Origin of the sequence: Streptomyces sp. NPDC001985 (genome assembly GCF_040296845.1) — a bacterium.
GTDB lineage: Bacteria > Actinomycetota > Actinomycetes > Streptomycetales > Streptomycetaceae > Streptomyces.
On the sequence record NZ_JBEOYB010000007.1, the window covers coordinates 121979 to 136782 of the forward strand.

Below are 14804 nucleotides of genomic sequence, written 5' to 3' on the forward strand. Positions count from 1 at the left end.
CAGTGCCTTGTGCCAGAGTCTTGCCATGACTGGCATTGCGCCGGGCGCCCGGGGGGACAGGGCGCAAGACCTGCGCGCGGCAATGGGACCGCTGCTGCGACGGCTGAAGGAACTGGCGGTACGAGGGGTGGTGGCCCGCGCCGAGTTCGAGGCGGTCACCGCCCACCTCGGCCTCGACCGCGCGGGGCTCGACCGGATGGAACAGGCCCTGCCCTCCTTCGGGTTGCGCATAGCCGCCCCGGTGAGCCCGCCCCGGGGCCGGGCCGGGGGGCCCGACCGGGGGGCCGGAAGACCGGGCGTCGGTTCGCCCCGGCGCCCCGCCCCGGAGGAGTCCATCCGGTCGGGCGGTCCCGCGATCGCGCCATGTCCCGTGCCTCCCGGCCCTGTTGGCGGCCGGGCGGTGCGTCCTGAGCCACCGGCCGGGGCGCCGGTCGCGGCCGTCCGCCGGACGGCGGCCCCCCGGGCGGCGGACCCCCGGACGGCGGCCCCCGATCCGGCCGGGGCCGGGGCCGAGGCCGGGACCGGGACCGAGGCCGGGGCCGGGGTCAAGACCGGGGCCGGGGCCGGGAGGGCGTCCGGCGTGACAGCGCCGGTGGAGCGGTCGCCCGCCGCGACAGCCGAGGCGGAGGGGCCCGGCTCACCACCACCCGTACCACCCACCCCGTCCCCACCATCCCCACCATCCCCACGGCCCGCGCCCTCGCCCCTGTCGGACACCTCGGCCCATCGGGTCGCCATGGCCCTGGAGCTGGCCCGGCGGTACGGGACGGAGTACGGGATACCGCCGGAGATCGCGGGCGGGGTGGCGCGGCTCTGCGGGCTCGGTGCGGCGGAGCGGGAGGCGCTCGTCGCCGCGCTCGCGCCGGGGAGGGAGAGCGCGGAGCCCGCGCCGCCCCGGGCCCCCGGCCCGCCCACCGCTCCCCCGTCCGGCTCCGCACCCTCCGGCGGCTCCACTCCACCCGCCGGCACCGGCACCGAATCGGACCGCGAAGCGGACGCCGAAGCCGGCTCGGACAACGACACCGGCTCGGACGCCCCCACCGCGCTCGACACCCCTCCCACCGCCCCCGCCGCGCTGAGCGCGCCGCTGATGGGCCCCGGCGCCGCTCCCGCCGCCCCTGTCTCGGCGGCGGGGGACCGGGCCGCGATCGAGGCCGCGCACCGGCTGTTCGACAGACGGCGGCACATCCGCAACCCCGCCAAGCGGCTGCTCTCCGAGGCCGAGGTCATCGGCCTCTCCCTGCTGATGCACGGCGGTCCGGAGCATGCCGAGCGCGAGGTGACCGAGGCCGAACTCGCCTCCCTGGACCCCGGCGACCCACGGCGCCGGGCCTACGAGGCCCTGGTCGAGCACAACACCGGTCTCGTGCACGAGATGTGCAAGAAGTACGTCGACCAGGGCCTCGACTACGACGATCTGCATCAGTACGGAGTGCTCGGGCTGATGCACGCCACCTGCAAGTTCAACCCCCGGCTGGGCTGGCGGTTCTCGACCTACGCCTTCCACTGGGTGCGCCAGTCGATGTCCCGCGCGGTGGCGGACTTCGGCAGCGCCATCCGCATCCCGGTCCACTTCCACGAGGAGATCCGGAAGGTGGCCGCGGTCACCGCCCGCCTCCGGTCGGAGGGCCGGCCGGCCTCGGCCGGGGAGGTCGCCGTCGCCACCGGGCTGACCATCACCCGGGTGCGGGAGATCCGCCGGGTCAGCCGGGTCACCGACTCCCTGGACCGGCAGCTCTTCGAAGGCGCGAACCTCGGCGACGCCCTGTCGTTCGAGCATCCGAGGCCCGGCCCGGAGGAGGTGCTGCACCACTCCTGGTCCCGGGAGGACATCGAGTCCCGGCTGCTCAGCAGGTTGAGCCCCAAGCAGGCCGATATCCTCCGCCGCCGCTCCGGGCTGGTCGACGGCGAGCGCCAGACCCTCCACCGGATAGGCGACGACTACCAGGTCACCCGCGAGCGCATCCGGCAGATCGAGACCAAGGCGAGGCGCAGGCTGCGGGAGGTGCTGGAGGAGGAGGCCGGGGAGTCGGAGCGGAGGCGCAGGGAGGCCGCGCGGGGCCCGGTGGCGCACCGCCCCGTCCGCCCGTCCCGTGCGCCCGTGGCGCGCCCGGAGAGCAACGGGAGCACGGGGAGCACCCGGGTGCCGACCGGGTTCGTGATCGCGGCACAGAGGTTCCGGGACCGGCTGGGCCGCGGGGGAATGCGGGAGAGGGTCGGCAAGGACGGCACCCTGATCCTGTGCGCGATAGCCGATGGCCGGCTCCCGGGAGACGCCGCGTCGACGCGGCTGCGGAACGCCGTCCTGGAGTGGGAGGAGTGAGGGGCGGCGCCGCGAGAACCCCCAGTAGGGTGGATTTCGTCCGGCTGTCGCGCGGAGGGGCTCACGGTGCCGCAACTGGCTTTCGCCAACACGTTCTGGGAGAAGTACGAGCAGCTGGAGAAGCCGGTGCGCGCGGGGGTGCGCAAGGCGATGGTCAAGTTCCAGAGCCTCACGGTGGCGGAGCTGCACTCCGACAAGGGTCTTCACCTGGAGTCGGTGGAGCAGGCCAGGGACCCCCGGATGCGGACCATCCGTATCACCGACTTCTGGCGCGGGGTGGTGCTGGCCCCTGACGACGGCGGGGACACCTTCCTCCTGGTCAATGTGGTCCAGCACGACAAGGCGTACGAGTGGGCGGCCAAGCGGATCTACACCGTCAACACGGCGACCCGGGGGCTCGAACTCCGCAATGTCGTGGCGATCGAGCAGTTGACGCCGGTCCTGGAGCAGGCGGCGGCCTCGGCCCCGACCCGCCTCTTCGACACCTTCTCGGACGGCGCCCTGAAGAAGCTCGGGATCGACGCCACCACGCTGACGGCCGTGCGCACGGTCATCGACAAGCCGCAGCTGGAGGCCTTCTCCTCGCTCTTCCCCGAGGACCAGTTCGAGGTGCTCCAGTTCCTGGCCGAGGGCTTCGACGAGGAGACCGTGTGGCGCGAGGTGGTGGCGCTGCGCAGGCCCGCCGACCCGGGGCCGTACGACCCGCAGGACCTCACCACGGCGATGGCCAACACCAGCAGCCGCATCACCCTCGTCAGCGGGACGCGGGAGCTGGAGGACATCCTCTCCAAGCCGTTCGCCGCGTGGCGGGTGTATCTGCACCCGGCGCAGCGGAGGGTGGCGTACCGCGTCTCCTTCGCCGGTCCGGCGCAGGTCTGCGGCGGACCGGGCACCGGGAAGACGGTGGTGGCGCTGCACCGGGTGAAGCATCTGCTGGAGCGCTCGCCCGAGGGCGCCCGGGTGCTGCTGACGACGTACACGACGGCGCTGGCCCATGCGCTGCGCGAGTCCCTGGCGCTGCTCCTGGACCACGACGAGCGGCTGCTGTCCCGGGTCGATGTGACCACCGTGGACGCCTATGCGCGGGAGGTGGTGCAGCGCTCCCCCGATCCGTCGCCGCAGCTGGCGGACGATCTGGAGGAGAGGTCCCGCTGGCAGCGGATACGGAAGAAGCTGGCGCTGGAGTGGAGCGAGCAGTTCCTCGCCCAGGAGTACCGGCATGTCGTGCTCGCCCAGGCCATCACCACGGTGGAGGAGTACCTCCGGGCCCAGCGGCACGGCCGGGGTTCGGCGCTGGGCCCGGTGAAGCGGGCGCGGGTGTGGCGGGCGGTCGCCGAGTTCGAGCGGCAGTTGCGCGCCGACGGGAAGCGGACCTATCTCCAGCTGTGCGCGGAGGCCGCGCGACTGCTGGCCGACGGACGGACGGACGCGGCCCGTTACGCGCACGTCGTGGTGGACGAGGCGCAGGATCTGCACCCGGCGCAGTGGCGGGTGCTGCGGGGCGCGGTGGCCCCGGGTCCCGATGATCTGTTCATCACCGGCGATCCGCACCAGCGGATCTACGACTCGCGGGTGTCGTTCGGTTCGCTGGGGATCGCGGTGGCGGGCCGGTCCAGCCGGCTGCGGATCAACTACCGCAACACGGAGGAGATCCTGAGCTGGTCGGCGGAGCTGCTGGGCGGGGAGGCGGTGTCGGACCTCTCCGGGGACGATCTGGACTCGCTCGCCGGGTACCGCTCGCTGCTGCACGGCCGGCGGCCCACCATCCGGCAGTTCCCCGACGAGGAGAGCGAGCTGACCGCGCTGATGGAGCGGATCGAGGGGTGGGTGCGCGCGGGGGTGGCGCCCTCCGAGATCGCGGTCGCCGCGCGTTTCCACACCTCGCTGGAGAAGGTCAGGGGGCGGCTGCGGCGCGCGGGCATCGAGGCGCGGCTGGTCAGGGAGCGCCCGTCGGAGCGGGACGAGGGGGTGCGGCTGGCCACCATGCACGCCATGAAGGGGCTGGAGTTCCGCTGTGTGGCGCTGATCGGGGTGACCTCGGGGGCGTTTCCGTTCGCCCCCGCGATCACCGCCGAGGAGATCGACCGGCTCCAGCACCAGAGCGACATGCTCACCGAGCGCTGTCTGCTCTTCGTGGCGTGCACCCGGGGCCGGGAGGATCTCTATGTCTCGCACAGCGGGCAGGCCAGCCGTTTCCTGGCGGTCCCGGCGGCGTGAGCACGGTCCCGGCGGCGTGAGCTGGTCCCGGCGGCGTGAGCACGGCTTCCGCTCAGGGCACCACCACCGCCCGTCCGGCGATGGCGCCGGCGCGCAGCCGCTCGTACGCCAGCGGGGCTTCGTCGAGGGTGTACGTCTCGGTGTGCGGGGTGATCCGGCCGGCGCGGGCGAGGGCGAGCACATCGAGGAGATCCTGCCGGGTGCCCCAGTAGGGCGCGGTGACGGTGATGCCCGGCCGGGTGCCGCCGAAGGCGACGGGGACGGCGCCCCGGCCGATGCCGAGCAGCGCGATATGGCCGTCGGCGGCGGTGACCCGGGCGGCCAGCGAGGTGGTGGCCGGGGAGGCGACGAAGTCGTAGACGGCCGCCGCGCCCAGCCCGCCCGTGAGGCCGTCGATGGCGGACCGGGCGGTGTCGTCGCCGGGCAGGGCGTGGTGGGCGCCCGCGTCCCGGGCGAGCGCGCGCTTCTCCCCGGTGACATCGAGGGCGACAACGGTGGCCGGGGTCAGACAGCGCAGCAGCTGCACCGCGAGATGACCGAGGCCGCCGGCGCCGATGACGACCGCCGTGCTGCCGGGCGGGAGCTTGTGGCGGCTCTCGCTGATCGCGTGGTACGGGGTGAGCCCGGCGTCGGTGAGCGGCGCGGCGTGCACGGGGTCGAGGCCGTCGAGGGGCAGCAGATGGCGGGGGTCGTCGACGAGGAGGTACCCGGCCAGGGCACCGGGCGCGCCGAGGCCGGGCGGGAGGATGGAGCGGGCCGGGGCGTGGGGGCAGTAGTTCTCCCGGCCCACCGCGCAGGAACGGCAGGTTCCGCAGCCCCAGGCGCCGTAGACGGCGACCGCGTCCCCGACCGTCGCACCGTGGGTGTCCGGCCCCACGGCCGCGACGGTCCCGGCCGCCTCGTGGCCCAGGGTGAGGGGCAGCGGAAAGGAGAGGGTCTCCCTCGGGGCGGCCATCACGGTGAGGTCGGAGCGGCAGATGCCCGCGGCGGTGACCTCGACCAGCACCTGCCCCGGTCCGGGTACGGGGTCGGGGAGGGTGACCAGTTCGGGCCCGGCACCGGGGGTGCGGTACTGGACGGCCTTCATGCGTACTCCTGCGGCGGGACGGGGCGGGCGGTGGGGACCCCGGCCGGTCGCCGGGGTCGGAGCCGGCCGCCGGGGGCCGGTGGTGGTCGCCGCGGCCGGGGGGTGGTCGCCGCGGCCGGGGGGTGGTCGCCGCGGCCGGGGTCGGTCACGGACGAGGCCGGTCACGGACGAGGCCGGTCACGGACGAGGCCGGTCACGGACGGGATCGGTCACGGACGGGATCGGGCCGTCCTGGTGGCCGGGAGGGGGAGCGGTCAGGGGGCGGTCAGCATCGGCAGGTCCCCGAGGTGCTCCTCCGGTACCGCGAACGCGTCCGCGATGACCGCGAGATGCGGGGCCAGCCGAGCGGTGAGCCGCTCGGTCAGATCCGGGATCGCCCGGACCTGCGCGGCGCTGAGGTGCCCGTCCGCGAGCAGTTCTCCGGCGCGCGGGGTGAGCGAGTCCAGGAGGAAGAGGGCGCAGAGGTCCTTCAGCAGGGCCCGGGTGCCGGGGTGGGTGACCGTGTCGATGGCGGCGATGAAGGCATCGGCGGCCTGGAGGGTGGCATGGGCCGCGACGAGTTCGAGGGCGGCGCTGGAGGCGTTGTTCCAGCGGCCCAGGGAGTCCCCCGACGGCCCGGATCTGAGGTTGAGCCGGGCCCGGTGGTGCCAGCGGCTCTCCATGACGGCGAGCTGGTCGCGGAGGAAGGAGGGATCTCGCAGGGCGGAGGGCGCCTGGGGGTTGACGGTCCGGCGGCCGGTCGGCTCGGTCGGCGTGTGTCCGAAAATCATCTCCGCGCCCGCCTTGCACCAGATGGCGAGGTTGTCGCCCTCGGCGGTGATGGCCCCGTCCGCGTTGGCCGGGTACTCGGCCAGCCCGTTGACGGGGAAGAGCGCGCGGGCGCCGCAGCGCTCCCGGGCCTCGATCGTGATGGCGCGGGCCTGCCAGGTGATCCACCCCTTGGCGACGGCCACCAGCCGCTCCGCCCGGTCCCGCTCGGCCGGGTCGTGCCCGATCCAGGCATCGGTGACGGCCCGGTGCAGAAAGGTCATGGCGTAGGCGGTCGCCAGGGACTTCAGCAGCCGGGCGTGGTGGCTGCGGTGGGCGGCCAGCGGAATCCTGCTGCCGGCGGTGGGACCGGAGATCCGCCGGGTGTGGGCGTAGCGGACGGCGATGGCGAGGGCCGCCCGGCAGCCGCCCAGGGTGCTGGCGCTCATACAGAGCTTGCCCGCGGTGACCCGGCCGATGGCCTGGAGGAAGCGCTTGCGCGGACTGCCGACGGCGCTGCGCAGCGTGCCGTCGGAGAGCAGCCGGCCGTGCGGCCCCTGGACCAGGGCTGTTCGCGGCAGCCGTACCCGGTCGAAGGCGGTGACACAGTGGTCGACCGGGCTGCCGATGCGTTCCGGGAGCTGTTCGATGCTGATGCCGGGCAGCGGGCCGTGCCGGTCGGTCAGCGGGGTGAGGAAGAGGAACACCCCCAGGTCCTGGCCGTCCACGACGAGGCGGGCGGCGACGACCGCGGACTTGGGCCCGCCCGCCCGGCTGGTGTTGGGCATGTACTTCTGGGCGCCCTCATTGGGGGTGTGCAGGACAAAGACATTGGCGCGGCGGTCGTAGGTGGCGGTCGTCTCCAGCGCCGCCGCGTCATTTCCATGGGCCCGCTCGGTGCACAGGAACGTTCCTGTGCGCGCGAGAATCTCGAAGGCCGTGAGGTCACGCTCCGTTGAATTGTCATCCACCAGGCTGCCGAGGAAGAGGTTGTAGTGGATTCCGGCCACGGTGGCGAGTGCCCCGTCGACGACCGCGGCCCACTCGTGCATGGCGGCGAGCCCTCGGGGGTCGCGTGCCAGTTCCTCGGCGGATTCGATTTCCTCGTTGAATGCGCGCAGTCGCGTATAGGACAACTCCCAGCGCTCCTCCGTCCGCAACTCGGGACGGAATCGGAAGGGCTCTGTGGAGATGGTTTTCCGCCAATGTGAATGAGCATCGGCGGGGCCGTCCTTGAAGAGTACGGAGGTCAGTTCACGGCGGGCGGGCGGCGCCGATTCGACGGCGTCGGCCGAGATGTCGGCACGGGCATAGGCTGGGGTGTCGGCATGGGTGAACACGGCCCTCTCAACGATTATGGGCTGTTCTGGTCACCGCTCGGGCTGTCGCTCGTTTGAGTGATCATCATCCCTTGAGTGCCGGAGAAGCCCAAGCCGCGGCCCACGGTGGGCGAAACGGTCATCCTTGGGCGATATAAAGACCTTTGCCTGAGGGTGATCCACGCACCACTCTTTCGCCATCAGGTCAGATCGTATGACTTAACCAAGGAACCGCAGTGACCGCGAAGACACCGGCAACCACCACCGCGCAGCGCCTGCTGAAGGACCGTGAGGAGGTGGCAGAACGCCTACTGCAGGCGAGCGTCAGGCATTCCTTCGACCCCGAGCGGGAACTCGACTGGGAGGCCCCTTTCGATGAGGGAAAATGGTTCTGGCCGCCGGAACTCCTTTCCCTCTACGGAACTCCGCTGTGGCGGGACATGTCCGATGAGCAGCGCCGCCTCCTCGCCCGCACCGAGAGCGCCGCACTGGCCTCGATCGGCATCTGGTTCGAGATCGTGGTCATGCAACTTCTGCTGCGGCATATCTACGACAAGCCCGTCACCAGCAAGCATGTGCGCTATGCGCTGACGGAGATCGCCGATGAATGCCGCCACTCCATGATGTTCTCCCGCTTTCTCGCCAAGTCGGGCACCGCCGTCTATCCCGTGTCCCCGTTCATTCAGAACGTCACCCGGATTTTCAAGTCCTGCTCGAATACGGCGACTTCACTGATCTTCACGCTGCTCTGCGAGGAGGTCATCGACTGGATGCAGCGGCTGACCTTCGCCGATGACCGGATTCAGCCCCTGGTGCGCGGGGTGACCCGCATCCATGTGATCGAGGAGGCCCGACATGTGCGGTATGCGAAGGAGGAACTCCGCCGCCAGATGGCCGAGTCGGGACGGCTGGAGCGGCGGCTGACATGCGCCGTCACCGGCGAACTCGCACGGGTGTTCGCCCGCGCCTTCGTCAACCCGAACGTCTACCCCGACTGCGGACTCGACCGCCGCACCGCTCTGGCCCAGGTGCGCGCGAGCGACCACCGCCGGGAGGTGCTGCGCAAGGGCGCGGCGCGGCTGTCGGCCCTCCTCGACGAGGTGGGGGCCCTGGACTCCCGGGGCAGACGGGTGTGGCGCGAGGCGGGACTGCTCTGAAGGGCCGCCGGGCCGCACCCGTCTGCGCCCACGGGGCGCAGGCGGACTCCGGGCAGCGGTCGGACGCCGCGTCTCCCGGCACGGCCTCCGGAGGGACGGCCCCCGGAGGGACCGGCTCCGGGCAGGCGGGAGCCCCCTCTCCGCGGGGGACGGAGAGGGGGCTCGGCCAGGGCCTCGGTGGGGGAAGTTGTCATCAAGGCCCTGGTGCCGCCCACGGAGCCCTGCGGGATGTCGGCTCCGTGGGCGGCGGTCCGGTGACCCGCCGGGGGTGCGGCCCGGGGAGTTTCTTTCGGATCGGGCCGGATCGGTGAGCGGGGTCCGGTGCCGTGGATCGCGAGGCGGAGGAGCGAGCCCACGCCGAGCGCCGGCGAGGGACGGCAACGCGGCGAGGCGCGGTGCCAGGGCTCGCGAGCCCGGCACGATCCGAAAGAAACGACCTAGGAGGGCCGGACGGGCCGTGGGTCGGTCCCGTCGGGTGGTTCGGGGCGGCCGGGGCGCGCGGGGTGCTGGGGTGCGGTGAGGAAGTGGTGCATCGAGCGCAGGAACTCGAAGAGCGCGTCCCGCTCACAGGGCCCGGTGGCCGGGCGCCGTCCGCCGCCGGAGTACCGGTCCGCCCAGTCGGGGTGCCGTTCGGCCCGTTCCGGGTACTCCGGGCAGATGGAGCGGTCCGGATGGTCCGGACGCTCGGTGCGGCGGTGGTCGGCCCGGGCCGGGCCGGCTCCGCGGTGGTCCGCCGGGCCGCGCCGGACGCGGTCCTCCCGATGGCCGCCGTGGTGCCGGAGGTCGCGCAGATCCTTTAAGTGCAGGGCGTCCGCGAGCGCTGTCCTCAACGGCTTCATCGCCGGTTCCCCTCGCCGAAGTGCCGGACGGCCCACTCGTCATCGGGCCTCCAGTCGCCGCCCGCTCCCACGGGCCTGTCGTATCCCTGCTGGCCGTAGCCCTGGACCGGGGGACCCTGGGGCGGGGTGTACGCCTGGTACGCGGGGTGGGACCGCCCGTTCCCCTGCGGTTGCGGCGGTATGAGTGCCTGCGGCTGGTGCTGTGGCTGGGGCGGATGGGGATGGTGCGGCTGCGGATGCACGGGGCGCCCATGGGTCGGGGCGTGGGGCGCGTGGCTCCCGTGCTGATGCGGCTGGGGGTGCTGGTGCTGACGGGGGTACGGACCGCTGTGGACCGGGTGTCCGTGGGAGTGCCCGGGGGCGGAGGCGCTGTACTGGAGGGCGGGCGCGGGCTCGGGGGCGTACGGCCGTGCCGGCTCGGGCTCGGGCTCGGGCCGTGCGGGCTCGGGCCGTGCGGGCTCGGGCTTCGCCGGTTCCGTGGTGGCCGGTGTCCCGTCGTCGTCGGCGCCCTCTCCGGCCGCCGGCTGCTCCGGCCGGTCGCCGGGGAAGAGAATCTCCACTTCCCCGGTGCCGCCCCTGCGGCGCTGGTCGGCCCACTCCTCGATCTGGCTCCGGCAGGCGAGGTCGAGATGGGAGATGCCGGAGGCGTCGACACAGACGCGGTCGTTGCCGGAGATGGACTCCAGCTCCTCGATCAGCCGGGGGAGCCGCAGGAAGGTGGCGTTCCCGCGCAGTTCCAGCCGTCCGGTGTCGCCGTCCGTGGTCCTGCGGACGGTCATCTTCGACATCCGCAGGGCGGTCAGGACGATGGCGACGGCGAGGCCCGCCAGGACGCCTTCGAGCAGGTTGGCGACCACGATGGCCAGCGTCGTGGTGATCATGACGAAGCCCTCGCCGCGGTCGGTCCGCCACATCTGCACGAAGGCCGGGGGGTTGAAGAGCTTCCATCCCGCGTGGAGCAGCACTCCGGCCAGCACGGTGACCGGGATGAGTCCGAGCAGCCCGGGCAGCAGCAGGCCGAAGCCCAGCAGCCAGGCGCCGTGCAGTACGCGGGAGACCTTGGTCCTGGCTCCCGCCTGGACATTGGCCGCGCTGCGCACGATGACGGCGGTCATGGGCAGTGCGCCGAGGAAGCCGCAGATGGTGTTGCCGACGCCCTGGGAGAAGAGTTCGGCGTTGTACTTGGTGCGCGGTCCGGTGTGCATCCGGTCGACGGCCGCGGCGCTGAAGAGGCTCTCCGCGGAGGCGATGACCGTGAAGGTGACGATCATGGTGAGGACGGCCGGGTCGATGAGCCCGCCGAGCGCCGAGGGGCCGACGAAGTCCACCGCGTCCAGCATGTTGCCGAACGAGACCTTCTTCACGTCGAAGCCCGGCAGCAGTGCGATGGCGCTGCCGAGGATCACCGCGACCAGGGGCGCGGGGACCTTGTTCAGCGGCGCGGGCACCTTCCGCCAGAGGAAGCAGAGGGCGAGTGCCATGACACCCAGCAGCAGCGCGGCGCCCATCTGCCGGTTGCCGAGGACATCGGAGGCGAGCCCGGGCAGGCCGGCGATGTTCTTCAGGGCCGTACCGAGCTGCTTGGCGTCGACGAGGGCGTACATCTGGCTGAGGATCAGCGGTACGCCGATGCCCGCGAGCATGCCCTGCACCACGGAGACCGAGATGGACTGGAAGACCCGGCCCATCTTCAGCGTACCGAGGATCATCTGGAGGATTCCGCTGATCAGGACGACGGGGCCGAGGAGGCCCACACCGTGTTCGGTGACGAACTCCAGCACCAGGACGGCGAGTCCGGCGGCGGGGCCGCTGACCTGGAGGCTGCTGCCGGGCAGAAAGCCCACGATCAGTCCGCCGACGATGCCGGTGATGATGCCGAGGGCCACGGGGACACCGGAGGCGGCCGCTACTCCGATGCAGAGGGGAAGGGCGACGAGGAAGACGACGATGGAGGCGGTGAAGTCCGCACTGAAGGAACTGGCGAGGGGCGGTGAGCCGGCGGGCTTGGGGGCGGGGGTGCCGGCGGCCTTTCTCGCGTGCCGTCCAGCACCGGGACGCAGTCGTTCAGTCGACACAGGGTTCCTTTCGCCGCGACCGGGCGCCGGGGAGCCGGGGGGGTGCTCCATGACCGGCGGACCGGTGCGTGTGGGGGGTGGGGAGAGCCGGGTGAGCCCTGATCAGTTGCGCTGGAACACTCCGTGCAGTTCGTCGAGTTCGAGGACCTCGGCGGTGTCCACGCGGTAGTACCAGCCGTGCAGCTGGAGCCGGCCCTCTTCTACGGCCGCGCTGACCTTGGGGTAGTTCCGCAGCGCCTCCAGCTGGGCCGTGACATGGCGCTGTACGTAGCTGGAGAAGGCGATGTCGTCCGGCGGCGTGCCGAGCATCGGGGCGAGCGCGGGCCGGGCGACGGCGACCCACTGGGCGACGCTGGGAAGCGTGGTGAGGTCCTGGTCGTTGGCGAGGGCGCCGACGGCTCCGCAGTGGGAGTGGCCGCAGACGACGATGTCGCGCACCTTCAGCACATCCACCGCGTACTCGATGGTGGCGGCCTCCCCGGACTGCACTCCGTGCGCGTAGGGGGGGATGATGTTGCCGGCGTTGCGGAGTTCGAAGACCTCGCCGGGGACGGCGCCCGTGATGAGGGCGGGGATCACCCGGGAGTCGGAGCAGGTGATGAAGAGGGTGCCGGGGGACTGACCGGCCGCGAAGCGGCTGAAGGTCTCGCTCTCGGGGGCGATCCGGTGACGGAAGTTACGCGCGTTGTCGAGGAGTCGTTTCATGGTCATACTCCGGGCTCTGTCCAGCCGGGGGGCTGGAGGGGAGGGACATCCGGCGCTGGATGTCTTGGCCCGGAAGCATGCGCCGAAGTCATGAGTCACCTGTGAGATCGCCGTGAGAGAGTTCTCATGGCCATGACAACGATGTCCACCCCTGTGTGCCGGTACCTCCATGGGGTACCGGCCTCCGGCCGGGGGATCAGATCAGGGGCTCGGGCCGGGTGCTCGGGCCGGACGCCGGTCGCGGGCTTCAGGCCCGGAGCCGGTATCCGACTCCCCGGATGGTCTCCACCCGGTCGGGCCCCAGCTTCCGCCGCAGATAGCGCACATACACATCGACGATGTTCGAGCCGGGGTCGTAGTCGAACCCCCACACCCGGCTGAGCAGTTGCTCCCGCGTGAGCACCTGGTCCGGGTTGCGCAGAAACACCTCGGCCAGCGAGAACTCCCGCGCCGACAGCTCCGCCACCCGCCCGTCCACGTGGACCCGCCGGGTGCGCAGATCGAGGACCAGATCGCCCACGCGCAGCACCGACGCCTCCGGGCCCGCCTCCCCGCGCAGTCGCAGCCGTACGCGCGCCAGCAGCTCCTCGAAGGCGAACGGCTTGGAGATGTAGTCGTCCGCCCCGGTCTCCAGGCCCGCGACCACGTCGGAGACGCTGTCCCGCGCCGTCAGGATGACCACGGGGAGGGTCACTCTCAGCTCCCTGAGCTTGCGCAGCACCGTGAGTCCGTCGACCGCGGGCAGCCCCAGGTCGAGGATCATCAGATCGCAGTCGCCGGCCCGCGCGTGCTCGTACGCGGAGAGCCCGTCAGCGACGACCGCGGTCATGAACCCATTGCTGCGCAGTCCTTTTTCGACGAAGGAGGCGATTCCTGCTTCGTCCTCCGCTATCAGAATCCGGTGCATGATGTCCTCTCTGCCAGGGGTAGAACGCCGGCAAGTCCAGTACGAACCGGGCTCCCCCGGTTTCGGCGTCCTCCACCCACGCCGTGCCGCCGTGCGCCTCGGCGATCTCGCGGACGATCGCGAGCCCGAGGCCGATGCCCGTGCCCGCCTGCGCGGGCGAGGTGACCCGGCCCGCCTGGACGAACCGGCCGAAGATCCGGTCCCGGTCGATGGGCCCGACGCCCAGACCGGTGTCCCGGACCCAGAGCATGACCCGGCCCTCCTGGACCGCCGAGCCCATCTCGATCAGGTCGCCGTCGAGCGTGTGCCGGACCGCGTTGGCCGCGAGCTGGATCAGTCCCTGGGTGAGCCGCTGGCCGTCGACCAGCACTGTCTCCTCGGAGACGGCGGCGACCCGCCAGTGCCGGTTGCCCAGCGCTCTCGCCTTGGCGACCACATCCACGATCAGATCGGTCAGGTTGGTCTCCCCGACGCTCAGGAAATCCGGGCGCTCCGCCTTGGCGAGCAGCATCAGATCGTCCACGATGCGGCTCATCCGGTCCAGCTCGTCGACGAGCAGGGCCCGGGTCATCACCCGCTCCTCGAAGCCGTCCTCCATCAGTTCGAGATGGCCCCGGACCACGGTGATCGGGGTGCGCAGCTCGTGCCCGACCTCGTCGAGAAAGCGGCGCTGGGCGGTGAAGGCCCGCTCCAGACGGTCCAGCATGTGGTTGAAGGTGTGCGCGAGCGCGGCCACGTCGTCGTCGCCCTGCACATCGAGCCGCTGGGTCAGATCCGACTCCCCGATGCGGGCGGCGGTCTGCCGGACGAGCCGGATGGGCGCCAGGATGCGCCCGGCGACCAGCCAACTCGCCAGCCCGGCGCAGACCAGCGCGCCGAAGGCGGTTGCCATCAGCATTTTGGCCACCCGCCGCTCCTCGCGGAGCTGCCGGTCCCGGAACTCCAGCACCACCAGCCGTACGTCCTGGGGGTCCCCGGCGACCCGGACGGGGACCACCCCGTACCGCACCTTGCCCTCCGAGGAGTCGATCCAGCCCACGGTGGTGCCGTGGACGCTCGCCAGCTTCCTCACCACGGCGGGATCGCGGTCGAGCTGGATGGGCGCCTCGGCGGAGCTGCGCCGGTCGGCGCGGCCGTCGACGATGCTGAAGAAGGTCTCCTCCCGGCTGGGCAGATTCACCGTCATGAAGTGGGTCAGCAGCGAGGCGCCGTCGCGGAAGGGCTGGCCGGTGGAGGGGTCGTTGACGGTCCGCGCGAACCTGCGCAGCTTGTCGACCTCCCGCTCCAGCTGGGCGTCGACCTGGTGGTCGAGCTGGGCCTGCCAGACCACGGTGATCCCCACGGTGGGGGCGGCGAGCGCCGCTCCGACGAGCAGCAGCATCCAGCCGACGATGCGCGATCTCGCGCTGGCGGTTCTTCGTCGCACGT

General features: G+C 72.1%; 10 protein-coding genes. 4 read left to right on the top strand and 6 right to left on the bottom strand.

Annotation, left to right across the window (positions count from 1 at the left end):
- Positions 1 to 25 precede the first annotated feature (25 nt).
- A complete protein-coding gene (locus ABT122_RS04975; protein ID WP_351545407.1) occupies positions 26 to 2323 on the top strand; it encodes a sigma-70 family RNA polymerase sigma factor in 2298 nt (765 codons plus the stop codon).
- A 66-nt stretch (positions 2324 to 2389) separates the two neighbouring features.
- Positions 2390 to 4540 carry a UvrD-helicase domain-containing protein gene (locus ABT122_RS04980; protein WP_351545410.1) on the top strand — a complete coding sequence of 717 codons (2151 nt, stop codon included), beginning with the start codon at positions 2390 to 2392 and terminating at the stop codon, positions 4538 to 4540.
- Positions 4541 to 4592: 52 nt separating this feature from the next.
- Here ABT122_RS04980 and ABT122_RS04985 read toward each other — a convergent pair whose 3' ends face one another.
- On the bottom strand, positions 4593 to 5627 hold the full coding sequence (locus ABT122_RS04985; protein WP_351545413.1) for an NAD(P)-dependent alcohol dehydrogenase: 1035 nt from the start codon (positions 5625 to 5627) through the stop codon (positions 4593 to 4595).
- 254 nt (positions 5628 to 5881) lie between these two features.
- Complete coding sequence (locus ABT122_RS04990) at positions 5882 to 7510, bottom strand: acyl-CoA dehydrogenase family protein (RefSeq protein WP_351545416.1); 1629 nt, start codon at positions 7508 to 7510, stop codon at positions 5882 to 5884.
- 419 nt (positions 7511 to 7929) lie between these two features.
- Between ABT122_RS04990 and ABT122_RS04995 the strand changes: the two genes are divergently transcribed.
- Together ABT122_RS04995 and ABT122_RS05000 are read left to right on the top strand one after the other, a co-directional pair.
- On the top strand, positions 7930 to 8850 hold the full coding sequence (locus ABT122_RS04995) for an AurF N-oxygenase family protein (protein WP_351545419.1): 921 nt from the start codon (positions 7930 to 7932) through the stop codon (positions 8848 to 8850).
- A gap of 671 nt (positions 8851 to 9521) precedes the next feature.
- Positions 9522 to 9650, top strand: a complete 129-nt coding sequence (locus ABT122_RS05000) for a hypothetical protein (RefSeq protein WP_351545422.1) — start codon at positions 9522 to 9524, stop codon at positions 9648 to 9650.
- A gap of 35 nt (positions 9651 to 9685) precedes the next feature.
- Here the strand turns inward: ABT122_RS05000 and ABT122_RS05005 are convergent, their stop codons facing one another.
- The 4 genes from ABT122_RS05005 to ABT122_RS05020 form a co-directional block, all read right to left on the bottom strand.
- The gene (locus tag ABT122_RS05005) at positions 9686 to 11764 is read right to left on the bottom strand and encodes a SulP family inorganic anion transporter (protein ID WP_351545425.1); all 2079 of its coding nucleotides are present in this window, start codon (positions 11762 to 11764) and stop codon (positions 9686 to 9688) included.
- 102 nt (positions 11765 to 11866) lie between these two features.
- Positions 11867 to 12469, bottom strand: coding sequence for a carbonic anhydrase (locus tag ABT122_RS05010; protein WP_351545503.1), 603 nt, complete (start codon positions 12467 to 12469; stop codon positions 11867 to 11869).
- A gap of 247 nt (positions 12470 to 12716) precedes the next feature.
- Entirely contained in the window at positions 12717 to 13376 is a 660-nt protein-coding gene (locus ABT122_RS05015) for a response regulator transcription factor (protein WP_351545428.1), read from the bottom strand.
- Complete coding sequence (locus ABT122_RS05020) at positions 13279 to 14757, bottom strand: sensor histidine kinase (protein WP_351545506.1); 1479 nt, start codon at positions 14755 to 14757, stop codon at positions 13279 to 13281. The genes ABT122_RS05015 and ABT122_RS05020 overlap by 98 nt, the downstream gene beginning before the upstream one ends.
- Positions 14758 to 14804 lie beyond the last annotated feature (47 nt).

Bases quoted from the DNA above. Each gene is read 5' to 3' on its own strand.
- ABT122_RS04975 (WP_351545407.1), top strand. From the start codon at position 26: ATGACTGGCATTGCGCCGGGCGCCCGGGGGGACAGGGCGCAAGACCTG.
- ABT122_RS05010 (WP_351545503.1), bottom strand. From the start codon at position 12,469: ATGAAACGACTCCTCGACAACGCGCGTAACTTCCGTCACCGGATCGCC.
- ABT122_RS05020 (WP_351545506.1), bottom strand. From the start codon at position 14,757: ATGCTGCTGCTCGTCGGAGCGGCGCTCGCCGCCCCCACCGTGGGGATC.
- ABT122_RS05015 (WP_351545428.1), bottom strand. From the start codon at position 13,376: ATGCACCGGATTCTGATAGCGGAGGACGAAGCAGGAATCGCCTCCTTC.
- ABT122_RS05000 (WP_351545422.1), top strand. From the start codon at position 9,522: ATGGTCCGGACGCTCGGTGCGGCGGTGGTCGGCCCGGGCCGGGCCGGC.
- ABT122_RS04985 (WP_351545413.1), bottom strand. From the start codon at position 5,627: ATGAAGGCCGTCCAGTACCGCACCCCCGGTGCCGGGCCCGAACTGGTC.